Source organism: Pedobacter frigiditerrae (genome assembly GCF_004331645.1).
GTDB classification, from domain to species: Bacteria; Bacteroidota; Bacteroidia; order Sphingobacteriales; family Sphingobacteriaceae; genus Pedobacter; species Pedobacter frigiditerrae.
Map to the genome: position 1 here is coordinate 69,246 of NZ_SJSK01000008.1, position 18,868 is coordinate 88,113.

At 34.2% G+C, this 18,868-nt stretch carries 19 protein-coding genes; 4 read left to right on the forward strand and 15 right to left on the reverse strand.

What is annotated here, in order from left to right:
- Window positions 1-183 precede the first annotated feature (183 nt).
- A complete protein-coding gene (locus EZ428_RS22300; protein WP_131555567.1) occupies window positions 184-804 on the forward strand; it encodes a LysE family translocator in 621 nt (206 codons plus the stop codon).
- 6 nt (window positions 805-810) lie between these two features.
- Here EZ428_RS22300 and EZ428_RS22305 read toward each other — a convergent pair whose 3' ends face one another.
- The 15 genes from EZ428_RS22305 to ubiE form a co-directional block, all read right to left on the reverse strand.
- On the reverse strand, window positions 811-1,362 hold the full coding sequence (locus EZ428_RS22305) for a hypothetical protein (RefSeq protein WP_131555568.1): 552 nt from the start codon (window positions 1,360-1,362) through the stop codon (window positions 811-813).
- Between the two features lie 188 nt (window positions 1,363-1,550).
- A complete protein-coding gene (locus EZ428_RS22310; protein ID WP_131555569.1) occupies window positions 1,551-3,452 on the reverse strand; it encodes a class II glutamine amidotransferase in 1,902 nt (633 codons plus the stop codon).
- Between the two features lie 113 nt (window positions 3,453-3,565).
- A complete protein-coding gene (gene murI / locus EZ428_RS22315; RefSeq protein ID WP_131555570.1) occupies window positions 3,566-4,390 on the reverse strand; it encodes a glutamate racemase in 825 nt (274 codons plus the stop codon).
- Window positions 4,391-4,452: 62 nt separating this feature from the next.
- On the reverse strand, window positions 4,453-5,094 hold the full coding sequence (locus EZ428_RS22320; protein WP_131555571.1) for an OmpH family outer membrane protein: 642 nt from the start codon (window positions 5,092-5,094) through the stop codon (window positions 4,453-4,455).
- 51 nt (window positions 5,095-5,145) lie between these two features.
- Window positions 5,146-5,676 carry an OmpH family outer membrane protein gene (locus EZ428_RS22325; protein WP_131555572.1) on the reverse strand — a complete coding sequence of 177 codons (531 nt, stop codon included), beginning with the start codon at window positions 5,674-5,676 and terminating at the stop codon, window positions 5,146-5,148.
- A 124-nt stretch (window positions 5,677-5,800) separates the two neighbouring features.
- Window positions 5,801-8,344, reverse strand: coding sequence for a BamA/OMP85 family outer membrane protein (locus EZ428_RS22330; RefSeq protein WP_165501853.1), 2,544 nt, complete (start codon window positions 8,342-8,344; stop codon window positions 5,801-5,803).
- A gap of 63 nt (window positions 8,345-8,407) precedes the next feature.
- A complete protein-coding gene (locus tag EZ428_RS22335) occupies window positions 8,408-9,148 on the reverse strand; it encodes an isoprenyl transferase (RefSeq protein WP_131555573.1) in 741 nt (246 codons plus the stop codon).
- An 18-nt stretch (window positions 9,149-9,166) separates the two neighbouring features.
- Entirely contained in the window at window positions 9,167-9,982 is an 816-nt protein-coding gene (gene porG, locus EZ428_RS22340; RefSeq protein ID WP_131555574.1) for a type IX secretion system protein PorG, read from the reverse strand.
- Between the two features lies 1 nt (window position 9,983).
- Window positions 9,984-10,865, reverse strand: coding sequence for an NAD kinase (locus EZ428_RS22345; RefSeq protein ID WP_131555575.1), 882 nt, complete (start codon window positions 10,863-10,865; stop codon window positions 9,984-9,986).
- A gap of 7 nt (window positions 10,866-10,872) precedes the next feature.
- Window positions 10,873-11,535, reverse strand: coding sequence for a CBS domain-containing protein (locus EZ428_RS22350; RefSeq protein WP_131555576.1), 663 nt, complete (start codon window positions 11,533-11,535; stop codon window positions 10,873-10,875).
- Complete coding sequence (locus EZ428_RS22355; RefSeq protein WP_131555577.1) at window positions 11,536-12,300, reverse strand: alpha/beta fold hydrolase; 765 nt, start codon at window positions 12,298-12,300, stop codon at window positions 11,536-11,538.
- A gap of 112 nt (window positions 12,301-12,412) precedes the next feature.
- Window positions 12,413-12,859, reverse strand: coding sequence for a GatB/YqeY domain-containing protein (locus EZ428_RS22360; protein WP_131555578.1), 447 nt, complete (start codon window positions 12,857-12,859; stop codon window positions 12,413-12,415).
- A 127-nt stretch (window positions 12,860-12,986) separates the two neighbouring features.
- Window positions 12,987-13,745 carry an SDR family NAD(P)-dependent oxidoreductase gene (locus tag EZ428_RS22365; RefSeq protein ID WP_131555579.1) on the reverse strand — a complete coding sequence of 253 codons (759 nt, stop codon included), beginning with the start codon at window positions 13,743-13,745 and terminating at the stop codon, window positions 12,987-12,989.
- 51 nt (window positions 13,746-13,796) lie between these two features.
- Window positions 13,797-14,546, reverse strand: a complete 750-nt coding sequence (gene porT, locus EZ428_RS22370) for a type IX secretion/gliding motility protein PorT/SprT (protein ID WP_131555580.1) — start codon at window positions 14,544-14,546, stop codon at window positions 13,797-13,799.
- Entirely contained in the window at window positions 14,543-15,271 is a 729-nt protein-coding gene (gene ubiE, locus EZ428_RS22375) for a bifunctional demethylmenaquinone methyltransferase/2-methoxy-6-polyprenyl-1,4-benzoquinol methylase UbiE (RefSeq protein WP_131555581.1), read from the reverse strand. The genes porT and ubiE overlap by 4 nt, the downstream gene beginning before the upstream one ends.
- Window positions 15,272-15,387: 116 nt before the next feature.
- Here ubiE and yihA point away from each other — a divergent pair, with 116 nt between their 5' ends.
- The 3 genes from yihA (at window position 15,388) to EZ428_RS22390 (ending at window position 18,732) form a co-directional block, all read left to right on the forward strand.
- Window positions 15,388-16,032 (forward strand): ribosome biogenesis GTP-binding protein YihA/YsxC, encoded by a 645-nt coding sequence (gene yihA / locus EZ428_RS22380; RefSeq protein WP_131555582.1) that lies wholly within the window; start codon window positions 15,388-15,390, stop codon window positions 16,030-16,032.
- A 72-nt stretch (window positions 16,033-16,104) separates the two neighbouring features.
- Window positions 16,105-16,962, forward strand: a complete 858-nt coding sequence (locus EZ428_RS22385) for a UbiA-like polyprenyltransferase (RefSeq protein WP_131555583.1) — start codon at window positions 16,105-16,107, stop codon at window positions 16,960-16,962.
- Between the two features lie 54 nt (window positions 16,963-17,016).
- Window positions 17,017-18,732, forward strand: coding sequence for a M3 family oligoendopeptidase (locus EZ428_RS22390; protein WP_131555584.1), 1,716 nt, complete (start codon window positions 17,017-17,019; stop codon window positions 18,730-18,732).
- Window positions 18,733-18,868: the final 136 nt, after the last annotated feature.

Sequence of the window (18,868 nt, forward strand, 5' to 3'; positions counted from 1 at the left end):
GCTAAACATAAATAAAATTTATTGTTTACTAAAGTGTATTTAATACACAAATGCATTTTTAATAAACGTCTTTATAACGTGTATTGGCAATATTTTGAGCAAAATATTGCTACAACAATTGAAAAAAATGGATAGATTTTAGCTTTAAAAATTGCATATTAGCATAAAATATAGGAGAGGCTAATGTTTGAAGCTATTTTATTGGGTATGGGTGCCGGGCTAATTTCCTCATTCTTAACTGGTCCCGTTTTTTTTGCGATGATTAAGACCAGTATTGAACGTGGATTTAAAGCTGGTTTTTCTTTAGCAATTGGTGTAATTATTAGTGATATTGTGCTAATTGGACTTGTGCTTTTTGGTAGCCAATTCTTAAAATATCAAGACAGCTTTGATAAATATGTGGGCATAATTGGAGGTATCTTTTTATTCGCTGTTGGTATCTACTATCTCCTTTCAAGAGTTTCTATCAATTATGATACAGATCCACTTAGCAAAATAAACAAAAGAGGATATCTGCTTAAAGGATTTTTGATGTGCATTTTAACGCCATCTACTTTAATGTTTTGGATTATTGTGAGTGGAATTATATCCGTAAAACTTGATAAACTTGATGAGAAGCTATTCTGCTTTTTTATAGCAATGGCAACTCAGTTAACTATTGATGGCTTTAAAAGCTATTATTCTAGCAAGCTAAGACATCGGATTAAAGAAGATACATTAAGCAAGCTTAATAAAGTGGCAGGGGTAATTATTATCCTTTTCGCTAGCTGGTTAATTTACAAAACCTATCATCAGTATTATTAGGTATATTTATAAAACACCATCAAGATCATATAAATCTACATAATCTAAAACCTTGCCACCACTACAGTTTTCCATTTGCTGAAGTCTATAATATTTCCTATCTCCAGTTTTCAAGAATAGTTGATCCCCAGTTTTTTCGCAAGGAACACCTTTATTATTGATTTTCACGTAAGTAATAATGGTCCCCATAAAAGAGATTTGGGTATCACTTACCCTTTTTATTTTACCATTGATTTTCAAGAATTCATTACTGCTATTTGTTTGTTCGCCACTGATTGTAAATGAGCCATCACTTTGTTTAACTACTTCTGCCTTCCCTTGATTTTGAAAGCCAATCCATTGTAATGAAATTGGAATTGTTCTTTTAATATTAACCTCAACTTTTGGAATTCTCTTAGCAACATTATCTTTAACCTTATTGAGGGTATCATTAAGCTTATTTAATTTTGAGTTTAAACTGTCACTCGTTTTAGCTATCGCATCTTCAACTTTATCTTGTTTAGCATCTGAGCAGCCAAGTGCCAAGCAAACCATTAATCCTAAAAAAAACTTTTTCATAATCATTGTATTTAATAGATACAACAAATAGATGATTGCAATGTTTTGAGATTAGCTTGAAAGCTGAAAGCCCTAGAGGAGTTCCCTTAGGACAGTGTTGAATAACAAAAAGGGCAAAAACTTTCGTTTTTACCCTTATATTATTTTTATTAATAGATTCCTCGCAAGCTCGGAATGACAGATCAGCTTTAATACGCTCTTTGGTTATTTCCCTCTTTCCAATTCACAAAAGCTTTGTTTACTACTTTATTTCCTCCTGGAGTAGGATAATTTCCTGAGAAATACCAATCGCCAGTATGATTAGGGCAAGCTATATGTAAATTATCTAAAGTTTGATAAATCACTTCTACTTCTGCCACGGTACCTTTTGGCGTAATGATTTGCGCTATTTTATCAGAAATTTCTTGTTGTTTAAAAGGCCTGTAAATATCTTTTACGTAATTAACAATTTGTTCTTTAGGCAACAATAAAGATGCTTTACATTTCTGATAAACTTCTTCGATGATGTGCTCCATCCCTCTTTCTTTTAACAATTGGATAGCGGCATCAAATGCTACAAACTGTCCCATTTTAGACATGTCTATACCATAACAATCTGGGTAACGGATTTGAGGCGCAGAAGAAACAATAATAATTTTTTTAGGATGTAACCTATCAATGATTTTAATGATACTTTGTTTTAAGGTAGTACCACGAACAATCGAATCATCAACCGCTACCAAAGTATCGGTATGGTTTTTAATAACGCCGTAAGTAGTATCATAAACATGGGCAACCATCTCACCTCTATCCGCATCTTGTGTAATAAAGGTACGGAGCTTCACATCTTTGATGGCCAATTTTTCTACTCTTGGCGTCATAGACAACAACTCGTTAAGTTGCTCATCGTTAAGTTGTTCTTTACGATTTAACAAAGTATCTTTTTGAACTTCACGAACATGCTCATGTAAACCTTCTACCATCCCATAAAATGAAACTTCGGCGGTATTAGGAATAAATGAGAAAACTGTATTTTTTAAATCTTTTTTAACCGCTCCTAAAACTTGGGGAATTAACAAATGACCTAATTTTTTACGCTCTTTATAAATATCAGCATCGCTACCCCTAGAGAAATAGATGCGCTCAAATGAGCAAGCTCTCTTTTCTGCCGGTTCGCGATACATCTCTTGTGTTACTGTTCCGTCTTTTTTAACAATTAAAGCGTGTCCGGGTTCAATTTCTTTAACCTGCTTAATCTGAACGTTAAATGCGGTCTGTATAGCTGGTCTTTCAGATGCGGCAACAACAATTTCATCATCTGCATAATAAAATGCAGGGCGGATACCCGAAGGGTCACGAAGTACAAATGCATCACCATTACCTACGATACCAGAAATAGTATAACCGCCATCCCAATCTTTCGCAGAGCGACGTAGGATATTGGCAATATTTAATTTTTCAGATATTTTGTGAGTGATTTCAACATTGCTTAGGCCTTCTTTTTTGTACTCATCAAATAACTCTTGATTTTCGTCATCTAAAAAGTGTCCAATTTTTTCGAGCACAGTAACTGTATCTGCTTTTTCTTTTGGATGTTGGCCCAACTCATATAATTGCTCTAATAATTCATCAACATTAGTCATGTTAAAATTACCTGCAATAACTAAGTTCCTTGTCATCCAGTTGTTTTGACGTAAGAATGGGTGGCAGTTTTCTATGCTATTTTTACCATGCGTACCATATCTTAAATGGCCAAGTAAAACCTCTCCAATGAAACTTACATTTTGTTTAAGAAACTCTGTGTCTTTCATCAACTCAGGTGTTTCATTCTGGATATCTACAAATTTCCCTTGTACATAACCAAAAATATCTGCAACTGCATTCTGTGCCATTGAACGGTAACGACTAATGTAGCGGCTACCTGGTTTCATGTCTAATTTAATGGTTGCAATACCTGCTCCGTCTTGACCACGATTATGCTGTTTTTCCATCAACAAGTATAATTTGTTGAGGCCGTAAAGTGCAGTACCGTATTTTTCTTGGTAAAATGAGAGAGGTTTTAACAGACGGATAAAAGCTATTCCGCACTCGTGTTTGATCTGATCGCTCATGGATTGATGATTGAGCCGCAAATTTACCGCTTTAAAATTTCAAAACCTAACAAGAAATGAATCGTTTTCCCACATTTAAGTAATTTAAATGTTAATTTTCAAAAGCTACAGAATTAGCTTTTATTCATCTTTTGGGCAGCTATTTTTTCACCAAGAAACATAGATGCCCGTTCATTAAAAACCTTAACATCACCAGATGTGTAAAAAGTTCTTTGTGCATTTTTTGCAAGCTTAGTTTCTAGCTCGGTATGTCTTTTTAAATAATCCACTAAGCTATTTGCAACAATATCACCCTGTGCTACAATTTTAACATTGCCGGGCAAGTGTTTCTTGATTTTAGGAACTAGTAATGGATAATGTGTACAAGCTAATAAAACACAATCTATTTCATTAGATTTTTGCAACAACTGTTGGATGTATTCATCTACAAAAAAATCGGCCCCAGCACTTAAATGTTCGCCATTTTCGATAATGGGTACCCACATTGGGCAAGCTTGCTGATGAACTTTTATGTCTGGAAAGAAATGCTCAATTTCTATGGCATAGGAATTTGAATTTACCGTACCTCTTGTACCTAGCACTCCAACATTTTTGGTTGTAGAATAATTTCCAATCACTTCTGCTGTTGGCCTAATTACACCAAGCACCCTATTATTTGGGTATTTTTTTGGAAGATCAAGTTGCTGAATGTTTCTTAATGCTTTTGCTGACGCAGTGTTGCAAGCTAAAATAACCAAAGTACACCCCTGAGCAAAAAGCCATTCCACACACTCCAACGTGTATTGATATACGGTTTCAAAAGAATGATCACCATAAGGAGATCGGGCATTATCACCTAGATAGATATAATCATATTGAGGTAGCTTTTCTGCTATTGATTTAAATACAGTTAGGCCACCAAAACCAGAATCGAAAATACCTATCGGAAATTTATTCATAAAAAAAGCGGAATAAGGCATTGAAACCTTATTCCGCTAAGATAAATAATTTTATATCTTAATTAGTTCTTTTTAACTGGTGTAGTAGCAGGAGCTTTTGTTACTGGAGCAGCAGTAGCAGCAATACCTAATTTAGTTTTAACTGCAGCAGTAATATCTTCGCCACCATCAAAATAAACTAGGTTATTAGCACCTTGCCCATTTGCAATGTCAAAAACATAAGCCAAACCTTTTTCTTTAGCAACAGCACTCATTCCTGTAGCCACTTTTGTATTAACTGGAGTAAATAATTCTACTTGTTTAGTTTGAACATCGGTGCTAGCTTTTGTACGCGCATCTTCAACTTTTTTCTGTATAGTTTGAAGTTCAACACCCGCATCTTGCAATTCTTTAGATATGACATTTAACTCTTTAAGTGTCGCTTCTTTATTTGCTTCACTCATTTCATTTTGCAATTTTTGTCCTTTTTGCTCTTTTTCTTGAGCTGCTTTAGCCTTTAATTGATATTCTGCAATCATCTTATCAATCTCCGCTTGTTTACCTTTCGCAAATGTTTGAAGTGCGTTTTGTGCTGTTAGCGCTTCTGGAAATGTAGCATAAATTTCTTCAGAATTGATATGACCAAGTTTCTGTTGGGCACTTGCAACGTTTGCAGTAAGCAATAATCCTGCTGCTACAAAAAATACGTTAATTAACTTTCTCATTTTTTTATTTTACTTAATAATTGTTTTTAAATCTATTGTGTGTTTTGTTTTCTATTTTACTATTGTGCCAGGTTTGTAGCCCAATCTTATAATAACGTCATTACTAATGTCATAATTGCTACTAGCATAAATCATCATGGTAGTTTCGCTGCTTTTATCAAAAACAAAATCTAAAGTTTTGTTTTTTGCAGTTTCGCTAATTACCGTTGCTACCTTTTCTTGTATAGGCTTTAAAAGCTTGGTTCTGGTTTGGAAAAGTTCTCCTTCTGGGCCAAATTTTTGACGTTGTAATTCCTTTGCTTTTTTCTCTTTTTCTATGATATCGTTTTCTCTACGCTTACGCATATCGTCTGTTAACAATACCTGATCTGCCTGATAGGCTTTGTACATCTTATCAATTTCGTTAAAGCTATCATCAACTTGTTTTTGATACTGTTGAGATAAACCATCTAATTGATTCAATGCCGATTTGTAGTCAGGCAAATGCTTAAGTATATATTCTGTATCTACGTAAGCAAATCTTTGTGCTGATGCTGCTAATCCGATTAGGAGCAAAAAGCTAGCTAATATATATTTTTTCATTAGGTTATATTTTGTTTTTCAGCGGTAATGAAGCTATCATGAGCATATTCGTTTTTGTTTATGAGTGTTTGCTCATGATGGTTTCATTGGTGTGTTTTTTCCAAATATATAAAAGGTTTTAAACTTAATTAAACCCTCCTAGTTGTTGAGCTATACTAAAGTGGAATTGTCCTTTATTTGCATCTGGAATACCAGGTATTTTATCAAAGCCATAACCGTAGTCAATTCCCAACAATCCAAATATTGGCAAGAATATTTTCGCGCCAATACCAACTGAACGTCTAATATTAAACGGATTAAAATCGCTAAACTTATTCCAAGTGTTACCACCTTCTGCAAAAGCTGTTAAAAATGCCGTAGCTTGTTGAGATGCAATTACAGGATATCTTAATTCCATTACATATTTATTAAATATCGGGCTACCTGAACTTTGTGCAATATTTACATTCGCACCAACTGGCACAACAGAGTTATTTGAATAACCACGCATAGCGATTAACTCAGACCCTTGCAAGAAATCGAAACCCTGCATACCATCACCACCTAATTTGAAACGCTCAAATGCAGATTGACCAACAGCACTATTATATTGACCTAAGAAACCAAATTGAGCTTGACCTTTAAATACCAATTTACCAACAACAGTTTCAAAAAACTGAGCCTCAAATTTCCATTTATGGTATTCAGTAAATTTGTAACGTTCTTTATCTGAAGCAGTCTTGTAATTTACTTTATTTAATAGCGAATAAGGAGGTGTAGCTTGAATTGTAAATTTGATATAAGATCCACCTGTTGGGAAGATCTGACTTCCATCTCTTGAATCACGAGCTATTTCTTGAGTTAAGTTTAAATTGTATGATGTTCCTGTGCTAAATAAATACCCAGGGTAGTTATTTAAGATATACTGATTTAAGTTAACCGAGTGTACCAAAGAGAACCAGTTATCTGGCCATTTTAATTTTCTACCTAAGCTAATAGAAACACCGTTTAATCGTATTTTCTGGAAAGAGGTTTCACCTTCTGATAAACCGTTAGATTGCAATGAAGTAAATGCACTTAATCCAAAACTAACTGGCTTTTTACCTCCAAACCAAGGCTCAGAGAAGGAGAAACTATATGATTGGTAATATTTACCATTAGTTTGTCCACGTAAACTTAATTTTTGTCCGTCTCCTTTTGGAAGTGGTTTATAAGCCTCTCCATTAAATATATTCCTTAAAGAGAAGTTATTAAAGGTTAAACCTAAGGTACCAATTACACGACCACCACCAAAACCACCAGAAAGTTCAATCTGATCTGAAGGTTTTTCTTCTACGTGATAAACAATGTCTACAGTTCCATCGGCATTTGGCTTAGGTACTGGATTAGTTTTAGATTCATCAAAATTACCTAGTGCACCAATTTCACGAACAGTACGCACTAACGCTGCTTTAGAGAATTTCTCTCCGGGTTTTGTACGAATCTCTCTTAAAACTACCCTATCGTTAGTGATTGTATTTCCTTCAACAGAGATTTTGTTATTGGTATATTGTGGACCTTCATAGATACGCATTTCAATATCTACGGTATCGCTATGTATTTTTGTTTGTACCGGATCAATGTTAAAGGTTAAATATCCATCATTTAGGTAAACACTAGAAACATCATCACCATTGGCACTGCCACGTAATTTTTTCTCTAATTTCTCTTCACTAAATATTTCACCTTTTTCAATACCGAAAACCTTTTCTAAATATTCTGTTGTATACTTTGCATTACCAATCCATGTAATGTCTCCGAAATAATATTTCGGACCTTCGTAGATAGCTAATTTAATACCAACAGATTTATTATTGTATTTATAGATACTATCTTTTAAAATAGCTGCATCTCTATAACCTTTCTCTTGCATTTTAGCTACAAGCTTCAGCTTATCTTCTTCGTATTTTTCTTTGTTAAACTTACCGCTACCAAATACTTTATAAAAAGCTTGTTGTTTAGTTTTCTTAAGGTACTTTCTTAGCTTGGCAGATTTAAAGTCTTTATTACCTGTAAATTTAATTTCGTGAACTTTTACACGTTTGCCTTTATCTATTATAACCTGTAAAACCACACTATTTTCCTGATTTGGATCTGGTTTAGATTTAAAGTCAATTGTAGTGTAGAAATAACCCTTATCTAATAAATATTTATTGATAATAGACCTTGTAGTATTGTAAAGGTTATCGTTTATGATTGTTTTACCAGCTTTATCAGCTAGTTTCTCACCAATGTCTGTCTTTTGAGATTTGCTGATGCCTATAAATTCAAAGGAACTTAAGCGTGGGCGTTCTACAACTTCAATATCAAAATAAACAGTATCTAAATTTATTTTAGTAACGAATAATTGAACATCATCGAACAGGCCTTGTGCCCATAAGTTTTTAATTGCATTTGAAGTAGCTTCTCCAGGAAGGATTATTCTTTCTCCTGGGATTAATTTAGATATCTTAATGATAACCTCTTTATCTAGGTATTGCGCACCAGTTAAAGTAGTACCGCCAATCACATATTCTTTAGGACTAAAGTAATCTATGTTTAGGCCTTTTACTTTTAAAGTTGGCGTTGCTTGTGCTGGCTGGTTACGGATCTGAGCAATTGCTGGCGAGCCAATCAAAAGCAAAAATATGAGTTGGTATATTCTTTTCATTTACAATCTAAAAAACGTTGCTAAGTTAATTTAAACACATGTTAAAAAGTGTTAAAAGTAAAATTAGTTAAGTTGTTCACTAATTTTTCCGAAGCGACGTTCGCGTTTTTGGTAATCTACAATAGCCTCAAAAAGATCTTCTCTTCTAAAGTCTGGCCATAAGGTTTCGGTGAAATATAATTCGGTATAGGCCATCTGCCAAAGCAAGAAGTTACTCACCCTGTGCTCTCCACTAGTGCGTATCATTAACTCAGGATCAGGAATGTTTTTTGTAGTTAATTGAGCTGCAAAAACCTCTTCTGTAATTTGATCAACAGTAATATTTTCATCTTTTACTTGTTGAGCTAGTTTTTTTGCTGCTTCTAATATTTCCCATTTAGCACTATAACTTAATGCTAAGGTTAAAGTGCATCTATTGTTTTTGCTAGTAACTTCCATCACATTAGCTAAATCATCAATACACTTTTGAGGTAAGGATTTAATATCACCTATGGCATTTAACCTTACATTGTTTTTGTTTAAAGTTTCCGCTTGTTCGTTAATGGTAGAAATTAAAAGCTCCATTAAAGCATTTACCTCTTCGATTGGTCTGTTCCAATTTTCAGTAGAAAAAGCATAAACAGTTAGGTATTTGACACCTATGTCTACGCAGCCTTCAACAATATCCTTTACAGACAATACGCCACTCTCGTGACCAAACATTCTAAATTTACCTTGATTTTTTGCCCAACGTCCATTACCATCCATGATAATAGCAATGTGCTCTGGTAATTTATTAATATCTATTTGTTCTTTAAAACTCATTTGTAAGTATTCGTTGCCCTAAAAAGTAAAACATTTTTGGCTCACAAAGGTATAAGATATACCAATACCTACAAACATGTAATTATCTCTTTTTCTAAAATCGCCTCTTTGAGTTCCAGGATCGCCTAAATATACTCCTGTTTGCTCTCCAGACCTGTCAGACAAGGCCTTGCTTATAGTTGGATTAGCGGTACTTGTACCTGTCCATGCATTAGCTTTTGGATAAACACCACTAACATCATCTATATAATCTGTTAACGGCGACCTATAGCCTATCTGAGAAAAAATAGTCCAATTATTTTTAAGTTTATATCTAGCACCTACGCCATAAGGAATTGTAATGGTATAGTTTTTATAAGATTTACTTTGTCCCTCTGTATTGTATAACCTTAATAAATATTCCTCATCCTTAAATTCTGTCTTTGGTTGAAATAGTACAGCTCCAATTCCAGCAAATATGTATGGTGTAAATCTTCTTTTTGGTCCGTAAGAATATAAATCAAACAAATTAAAGTCAAACAATAAGCTCACTTCATTTAGAGGAGTATAAAAGCTTAGGTTCCTATCTCTAAATTGCGCATTGCTAGCATGTGAATCTGTTGCCTTTATCTTACCATAGTTATAATGTAAGCCTAATCCAAAATGCGGATCAAAGTTTAGCTTGGCGAACACACCTGCAGATATCCCACTAATTTTAACTGGATTGTATTGATTTAAATCGCCTAAATATGAGGCTCCACCGGCGTTAATTCCAACCTCAACTTGTTGGGCTGAAACAGAATAACCAGAGAAAAAAGAAAAAAGAAATAGGAAGGCAACTTTTATTTTCCCCATCTTAATAATTACGAGTATCTATACCCCAAAGTAATTTATTCCTTAACGTAGTTAAATAACTTTCATTGTTTAAACGAACCAGATTCACATTAAATTTGGCTTTATTGATAGTTATTTTAACAGACCTATCTACTGTTTCGGTTCTTGAGTCGCATGAGAGCAAAAATTTAGTACTTCTAGCTTCTATCTCAAAAGTTAACTCTACATTATCAGGAACGATGATGGGTCTTACATTTAAATTATGGGGTGCAATAGGAGTAATTACAAAATTTTGGGCGCTTGGTAAAATAATTGGCCCACCGCAACTTAATGAATAAGCAGTGGAACCTGTTGGTGTTGCAATGATTAATCCATCTGCCCAGTAAGAATTTACAAACTCACCATTCATATATGCATGAATAATCATCATGGCAGAGTTATCCCTTCTATGTATGGTGATGTCATTTAATGCGAAATTCTCATCAGTAAATAAATCATTTTGAGATTCGAGATTTAAAATACTTCGTTTATCTAATGAATACTCGCCTTTTACCAATGCAGCAATGGCATTTTTAATTTCGTTTTTATTAATGCTTGCTAAGAAACCTAAACGTCCAAAATTTATTCCAATAACTGGAATTTGGGAATCTCTAACAAGTGACAGCGTATCTAATAAAGTTCCATCGCCACCTAAACTTAACAACACTTCAGTTTGGTTAACCAGTTCCTTATGGCTAGAAAATGTGATGATGTTTTCGGGCAGAACAACTTTATTTTTTATAAAGTTGTAAAATTTGAGGTAGACTGAAATTTCAATTTGATGAGCAGCTAAGGCATCAAATACTTCTTGTACAAAAGGTAAAACACTATCGTTAAAATCTCTACCGTAAATTGCTATTCTCATTCAGATGTTATACGTTTAAATAGTTCATGAAAGAATTAAATCTATCAGTAGAACCATCATCGTTTTGCGTATTGTTAAAAACAGCTTTTACTTCGTAATCATATCTTTCAAAAGAAGCTATAATACCAGACAATTCTGTTTTGTTTATTTTTAAGGTAACTTCTAATCTTGTAGAATCTGGAAAGGTGCTCACGTAAGATGAAAGTATTTGCGCATTATCTGCCTCAACAATTTGTGCCATGTGAGCCAATGAATTATTTCTATTGCTAATCGATAACACCACTATTCCACCTGGTTCTTTAACCGCATAGGTATTGGCTGTATATGCTAAAAGATTATTGATTGAAACAACACCAATGTAGTTTTTATTCGAATCTAAAACAGGAACTAATGAGAGTTGAAGCTGGTTAAACAACCTTATCACATCATAAATATGCGACTCTTCAAAAACAAAAGGATTAATAATGGATAAAGATAAAGTTCCAATTGGTGTTTCCTGGTCACGTACTTCTATCAATTCGTCTTCAGAAACCAAGCCTAAAAACTGGCTCTCGTTAACTATAGGTAAATGGTAAAGTTTAAACTCACTCATCCTCTCTAAAGCCTTCTGAACGGTGTCAGAAGTTTTTAGTGGCGGAATTATGTTTGATATGAGTTCTACAGCTATCATTTATTTTAATAAAACCCTGTTTAAAAATTTATCCAAAAATTCATTGAAAACCGCTGGCCTTTCCATCATAGGTGCGTGCCCACACTCATCAACCCAATTCAATTCTGAATTTGGTAATAATTCGTGAAACTCAACAGCCACTTCTGGTGGTGTAATTTTATCTTGTTTACCCCAGATTAAAGAAACAGGAATAGTAATCCTTGATAATTCTTTTGACATGTTATGACGAATGGCAGATTTTGCTAAAGCCAATATCCTAATTACCCTAGAGCGGTCGTTTACAGATTTGAAAACCTCATCTACCAACTCTTTTGTAGCAGTTGCTGGATCATAAAATGTAAATTCTACCTTCTCTCTTACATAATCATAACTTTCTCTACGTGGAAACGAACCACCAAAAGCATTTTCATATAAGCCAGAACTACCAGTTAAAACCAAAGCTTTAACAAATTCTTGATGTGCTGCTGTAAAAACTAAACCAACATGACCACCCAAAGAATTACCTATTAATACAACCTGACTTAATTTCTTAAATTTCAAAAAACGGTGTACATACTTAGATAAGCTCTTAACGCCCAAAGTAAGCAAAGGCAAATCATAAATTGGTAAAATAGGAACCAATACACGGTAATTCTCTTTAAAATGATCTAAAGCTGGCTCCCAATTACTCAGTTCGCCCATTAGGCCATGAAGTAATACCAGCGTTTCTCCTGTACCTGCCTCTATGTATTTAAACCCCTCTTCTTCAACTACTTCGTATTTCATATATAGTATTATGCTGTGTGGTATGTGCTACTAAGTTAATAGAGTAAAATTAAATAATGCTAATTAATATGAATATTTTTTAGAAATATTTCAAATACAAGCAACAATTTGGTTATCCCAATTGCGTTTTCACAATTTCTCCAATCAGTTTTCCATCAGCCTTGCCTGCTAATTCTTTATTTGCAAGACCCATTATTTTACCCATTTCTTTTACTGAAGTAGCACCGGTTTCTGAAATTATTCTAGAAACAATTTTTTCAATATCGGCTCTATCTAACTGTTGAGGCAAAAACTGACTAATTACATCTATTTCTTCTTGCTCCACAGTAAATAAATCTTCACGCCCCTGCTCTTTATAAATGGCAGCAGATTCTTTTCTCTGTTTTACCAATTTCTGAAGAATTTTAATTTCTCCATCTTCAGTTAATTCTTCAGCATGGCCCTTTTCAGTTTTTGCCAATAAAAAAGCAGCTTTAATTGCTCTTAAACCTCTCAATTTAGCTTGATCCTTAGCTAACATTGCTTGTTTTATTTCTTGATCTATAGTAGTTGATATCATATCTAGTTACAGGTTGCGTGTCATGAGTTGTGAGCTTGAATTCAAAACTATTTCCACATTTATATTTTTTTTGTTTCAGTTATGCATCCAGACCTTAAACCTGTAACCCATAACCTTTAACTCTTTTTTAATCTCTTTTTAATAAATTACCATTTGCTTGTGCAGTTGGCATAATTAGCATATCGTTTATGTTTACATGGGCTGGTCTACTTACCACAAACCAAATCGCTTCTGCAATATCTTGTGCAATTAAAGGTTCAAAACCCTCATAAACTTTTTTGGCCCTACCTTCATCACCTTTAAAACGCACTATAGAAAATTCAGTTTCTACTGCACCTGGATGTATGCCTGTAACCTTTATGCCGTGAGGTAAAAGATCTATGCGCATTGCTTTATTTAATGCATCAACAGCATGTTTAGTAGCGCAATAAACATTTCCATTGGCATACACCTCTTTTCCTGCAATAGAACCAATGTTAATAATGTGACCTTTCTTTTGTGCAATCATCCAATTAGTAACCACTTTAGAAACGTACAATAGACCTTTAATGTTTGTATCGATCATTACATCCCAATCATCTGTATCTCCTTTGTCTATTGGATCTAAACCCTGGCTTAAACCTGCATTATTGATCAATACATCAACATTTTTCCAAGCAGCTGGCAATGTTTCTAAAACATAGTTGATGTTTTCTTTATCCCTAACATCTGCTTGAATTTTCTTTACCTCAATTGCATATTTAGCCGTTAAGTGATGAGCTATTTTCTCGAGCAAGTTTTCTCTTCTTCCCAATAGGATCAGATGATAACCTTGTTGAGCAAAAAGATGTGCACAAGCTTCACCAATACCCGAACTTGCACCAGTAATTAATGCGATTTTAGCCATAAGTTTAATTATGATTTGATTAGCAAAGGTATAAAAATTTGAATGTTCAGCTTACTCGAAAAATAAACTGAAAGTAAAATGTCTAAGCTTTGCCTTATCAATTGGATTAGCATAAGGCTGAGGCTCATGCTTTAAAATGTCTTTAAATGAGTAAGAAACCTTTACTTCTGGAGACATTTTAAACCATTCGAAATAAATATCAAATCCTAAACCTGCCTCATAAGAAAGGAAACTCTTTTTGTTTTTTAACAATTTATCTATTGGTGCGGCATTTACATCATTGGTCTTTTTACTTGATGCCAAATCGATAGAGTATTTTAAACCTCCCAGCATGTAAGCTCTCACATTCATCAATCGGTCAGATTTTAGTTTTAATCCCACCGGAAAATCTACCATTGTTGCCTGAATTTTCTTTTGAACCACTGGATTGCTCGCATTAAATGTCCCAGGCACTACATAAGTGTAATTAACTAGGCGATCATTAAAAACCAAAGTGGGGGTAAAACGAACATCAACATTTTTATGGATGCTAGAATTAACTACAAATCCAATTCCAAATCCAACAGATGTTGGAGAGCTGATAGAACTTAGGGTATCGGTAACGTAAGCCCCTAAATCTTGATCATAATAAGGTTGGCGCCAATTACTATTTTTAGTGATTTTTAATTCAGATGAAATGTATTGAAAACTAAAACCCCAATTAAATCTTTCTCCATCTATACCACCACCCCAATTTTGAGATTTAGCTATAGAAAAGGAGAATAAGGTAATAATTAGTAAGAGTGTTAACTTTTTTCTCATTTAATACCTGTGTATATCGCACTAATGCCAAACGTTAAAGGTCTATGTTTGGTATTTTTATACCCAACTTTTTCCATTAAGGCAACAAACTCTTCTCCATCTGGAAATGCTGCAACAGACTCTGGCAAATAAGTATAAGCCCTTTTATCCTTCGAAAATAGTTTTCCAAAAAATGGAGTTACGTATTTAAAATAAATATGATAGCCTTGTTTTACAGGAAAGTGTCTGGGCTTAGAAAACTCAAGGATAACAATCTTTCCTTCTGGTTTTAATACTCGAAGCATATCAGCTAATCCTTTTTCTAGATTTTCATAATTCCTCACACCAAAAGCAACCGTTATGGCATCAAAAGTATTGTCTTCGAAATGCAGACCTTCAGAATCGCCCAATTGAACAGAAAAAACATGTCCAAGGTTACGATCCTTGATTTTCTTTTTAGCTACCTCTAGCATTCCTTCAGAAATGTCTACACCAATTACCTTATCAGGATGAAGGATATCAATTGATTCGAAAGCAAAATCACCAGTTCCTGTCGCTACGTCTAAAATAATTCTAGGTTGTATGGCAGATAGTTCTCTTATCGCCTTGCGACGCCAAATGATATCGATACCTAATGATAAAAAGTGATTTAGAAAATCATAGGTGCCAGAAATGTTATTAAACATGGTAGCAACCTGTTCTTTTTTTGTTTCTGTTCCGGCGTAGGGAGTAACTTCTTTATTCATATTGTTGGGGGTAAAGATACATAATCAATGTAAGATGTGAAATGTAAGATGGAATATGTGTTTATAATGATTTTACTGTAAACTCTCAACTCCAAACTTATTCTTACCTTTGCTGTATGATTATAAAATCTGCCACATTTGTTGTTAGCAACACTAAAGTTTCTGCTTTGCCATTGCCAGAATTGCCAGAATATGCATTTATTGGGCGCTCTAACGTTGGTAAATCGTCACTTATTAACATGTTGGTAAATGTACAAGGTTTAGCAAAAACATCACAAAGACCAGGAAAAACACAGCTAATTAATCACTTTCTGATAAACGAAAAGTGGTACATTGTAGATTTACCTGGATATGGATATGCCAAAGTTTCTAAAAGCAGTAGAGAGAAATGGGAAAAATTCATTAGAAACTACTTAACAAAAAGAGAAAACCTTCAATGTGTTTTTGTACTAATTGATAGCCGTTTAGAACCACAAAAAATTGATTTAGAATTTTGTTCTTGGTTAGGCGAATGCCAAATTCCTTTTGCATTGGTTTATACAAAAGCCGATAAACAATCTGCCCCAAAAACAGACCAAAATGTAGCCAAGTTTAATAAAACCTTATTAGGTTGGTTTGAAGAAGTACCTCCATTTTTTGTTACTTCGGCAGAAAAAGGCCAAGGAAGAGATAAACTTTTACAATTTGTGCAGGAAGTAAATGAAGACTTTGTTAAACCAGAAGTAGACCCTCAGTTTTATTCGGCTAGTAACACGGAGTAATCAGTTGTCAGCTATCAGTTAACAAAAGAAGTGATTTAACCATATCTCGTATCTCAATACTCACATCTAGTAATGAAGAAATATTTTTCACTCGTATTATTTGCACACTCCATATTTGCCATGCCTTTTGCCTTAATTGGCTTTTTTTTAGGCGTTACCACTACTCCAAATCCATTTAATTGGTATTTATTGGCATTGGTAATTTTATGTATGGTTTTTGCAAGAAATGCAGCAATGGCATTTAATCGTTATTTAGATAGAAATATCGACGCCAAAAATCCACGTACGGTAACACGTGATATCCCGGCAGGAAAAATTTCTGCCAATGAAGCTTTAACCTTTGTGATTGTAAACTGTGTGTTGTTTGTAATTGCAACAGCTTTTATCAATACCTTGTGTTTATATCTATCGCCTATTGCCCTATTTGTGGTACTTTTTTATAGTTATACCAAACGTTTTACAGCCTTATGTCACTTGGTTTTAGGTTTAGGTTTAGCATTAGCACCAATTGGAGCATATATTGCGGTAACAGGAGCTTTTAACATTGTGCCATTATTTTACTCTTTTGCCGTTCTATTTTGGGTAAGTGGTTTCGATATTATTTATGCTTTACAGGATGAAAGCTTTGATAGAGCAGAAAAATTACATTCTATTCCTGCGGCTTTAGGCATTAAAAACGCATTGCGATTATCTGTTGTGCTGCATATATTTTCGGCCTTATGCGTAATTATGCCTTTGTTTTTTGCAGAATTTAGCTGGGTATATTATATCGGAATAGCATTTTTCTGTGCCATGTTAATCTATCAGCACTTGTTGGTAAAACCGACAGACATTAGCAAAGTAGATAGAGCTTTTGCAACCACCAATGGCTATGCATCAGTTATTTTTGCCATTTGCTTTTTAATTGATGCTTACATAAGAAATAAATAATTTGAAAATGTGATAATTAGCTAATTAGCTAATTCACAAATTAACTAATCAACAATGGATAATCTAATCATAAACAAAAAAACCAGAACTTATATTCCTCAAGATTTAAAAATGGAATGGAAAAACCTATCTCCTATTTTAGATGAATTATTGAAAAGAGAAATCAACACCGTTGATGAATTGGAGCAGTGGTTAAAGGATAAAAGTGAATTAGAAGCAGCTTTAGAAGAAGATTTTGCTTGGCGATACATTAAAATGAGTTGTGACACTGCAAACGAAAACTTGGTTAGGGATTTTCAATATTTCGCTACTGAGATTGAGCCAAAAATTTCGCCTGTGGCTAATGAGCTAAATAAAAAATTAAATGATAGCCCATTTATTAACGATTTAGACCACGATAAATATTTTGTTTACCTGCGTGCCATTAAAAAATCTTTAGAGTTATATCGCGAAGAGAACGTTGAATTATTTACGCTTTTACAAGTTGCGCAACAAAGGTATCAAGGTATTACTGGGGCAATGAGTGTAAAAATCAATGACCAAGAATATACCCTAGAACAAGCTGCCAACTTTTTAAAAGATACAGACCGCGATGTTAGGCAAAATGCTTGGGAAACCATTCAGCAACGCCGATTAGCAGACAAAGATGATTTAAACATCTTGTTTGACGAACTAATCGCCATGCGCCTTAAAGTTGCTTTAAATGCAGGTTTTGAAAATTACCGCGATTACATGTTCCAAGCTTTAGGTCGTTTTGATTACGATGTTAAAGATTGTTATGATTTCGCAGTAGCGATAGAAAAAGAAGTTGTTCCCGTTTTAAAAGAACAGGCAGAAAAAAGACAAAATGCTTTAGGCTTAACAGCACTGAGACCTTGGGACATGGAGGTGAGCACTACTGGCAAACCAATGCTAAAGCCTTTTAATAACGGACAAGAACTGATAGATAAAAGCATTAGTTGTTTTGCTGCCATTAACCCATCTTTGGGTGAAAAACTAACCATTATGAAGGCTAATGGCCTATTTGATGTAGAAAGTAGAATGGGCAAAGCTCCAGGTGGTTACAACTATCCATTAGCAGAAACTGGTGCCCCTTTTATCTTCATGAACTCGGCTAATTCGTTAAGAGATTTAACAACGATGGTACACGAGGGTGGCCATGCGATACATACTTTTCTAACTGCAAACCTAGAGTTAAACGATTTTAAACATTGTCCATCTGAGGTTGCAGAATTGGCATCAATGAGTATGGAATTAATCTCAATGGATAATTGGGATGTTTATTTCGATAATGAGGAAGATTTAATTCGTGCTAAAAAAGAGCAATTGGCTGATGTTTTAAAAACCTTACCATGGGTTGCAGTAATAGACCAATTTCAGCATTGGATTTATACCAATCCAAACCATAACGCTGCTGATAGAGAAATTGCATTTAAACAAATTTATACCCGCTTTGGTGCAGGCTTTGCAGACTGGACAGATTTTGAACAACAGTTTGGAAACCTATGGCAAAAACAATTGCACCTATTTGAAGTTCCCTTTTACTATATCGAATATGCCATTGCTCAATTAGGTGCCATTGCAGTTTGGAAAAACTATAAGGAGAATCCAGAAAAAGCTTTAGAACAATATTTAGCCGCACTAGCATTGGGTTATACCAAACCAATGAATGAGATTTATGAAACAGCAGGAATTAAATTTGATTTCAGTGCCGATTATGTAAAAGAATTAGCAAGTTTTGTTAAAGAAGAATTGAATAAACTGGGATAAGACAAGGTTGAGGGAAAAAAGATGGAACGTATAAGGTTCCAATCCTAATAAATATCTCATTCTAATAAATAAAAAAGCCGTAGCCTAACACTACGGCTTTTTTGTGGAATTAATAATAGCAGGTCAATCCTTAGCC

Coding starts and splice junctions, on each gene's coding strand:
- EZ428_RS22300 (WP_131555567.1), top strand. CDS start 184: ATGTTTGAAGCTATTTTATTGGGTATGGGTGCCGGGCTAATTTCCTCA.
- EZ428_RS22305 (WP_131555568.1), bottom strand. CDS start 1,362: ATGAAAAAGTTTTTTTTAGGATTAATGGTTTGCTTGGCACTTGGCTGC.
- EZ428_RS22310 (WP_131555569.1), bottom strand. CDS start 3,452: ATGAGCGATCAGATCAAACACGAGTGCGGAATAGCTTTTATCCGTCTG.
- murI (WP_131555570.1), bottom strand. CDS start 4,390: ATGAATAAATTTCCGATAGGTATTTTCGATTCTGGTTTTGGTGGCCTA.
- EZ428_RS22320 (WP_131555571.1), bottom strand. CDS start 5,094: ATGAGAAAGTTAATTAACGTATTTTTTGTAGCAGCAGGATTATTGCTT.
- EZ428_RS22325 (WP_131555572.1), bottom strand. CDS start 5,676: ATGAAAAAATATATATTAGCTAGCTTTTTGCTCCTAATCGGATTAGCA.
- EZ428_RS22330 (WP_165501853.1), bottom strand. CDS start 8,344: ATGAAAAGAATATACCAACTCATATTTTTGCTTTTGATTGGCTCGCCA.
- EZ428_RS22335 (WP_131555573.1), bottom strand. CDS start 9,148: ATGAGTTTTAAAGAACAAATAGATATTAATAAATTACCAGAGCACATT.
- porG (WP_131555574.1), bottom strand. CDS start 9,982: ATGGGGAAAATAAAAGTTGCCTTCCTATTTCTTTTTTCTTTTTTCTCT.
- EZ428_RS22345 (WP_131555575.1), bottom strand. CDS start 10,865: ATGAGAATAGCAATTTACGGTAGAGATTTTAACGATAGTGTTTTACCT.
- EZ428_RS22350 (WP_131555576.1), bottom strand. CDS start 11,535: ATGATAGCTGTAGAACTCATATCAAACATAATTCCGCCACTAAAAACT.
- EZ428_RS22355 (WP_131555577.1), bottom strand. CDS start 12,300: ATGAAATACGAAGTAGTTGAAGAAGAGGGGTTTAAATACATAGAGGCA.
- EZ428_RS22360 (WP_131555578.1), bottom strand. CDS start 12,859: ATGATATCAACTACTATAGATCAAGAAATAAAACAAGCAATGTTAGCT.
- EZ428_RS22365 (WP_131555579.1), bottom strand. CDS start 13,745: ATGGCTAAAATCGCATTAATTACTGGTGCAAGTTCGGGTATTGGTGAA.
- porT (WP_131555580.1), bottom strand. CDS start 14,546: ATGAGAAAAAAGTTAACACTCTTACTAATTATTACCTTATTCTCCTTT.
- ubiE (WP_131555581.1), bottom strand. CDS start 15,271: ATGAATAAAGAAGTTACTCCCTACGCCGGAACAGAAACAAAAAAAGAA.
- yihA (WP_131555582.1), top strand. CDS start 15,388: ATGATTATAAAATCTGCCACATTTGTTGTTAGCAACACTAAAGTTTCT.
- EZ428_RS22385 (WP_131555583.1), top strand. CDS start 16,105: ATGAAGAAATATTTTTCACTCGTATTATTTGCACACTCCATATTTGCC.
- EZ428_RS22390 (WP_131555584.1), top strand. CDS start 17,017: ATGGATAATCTAATCATAAACAAAAAAACCAGAACTTATATTCCTCAA.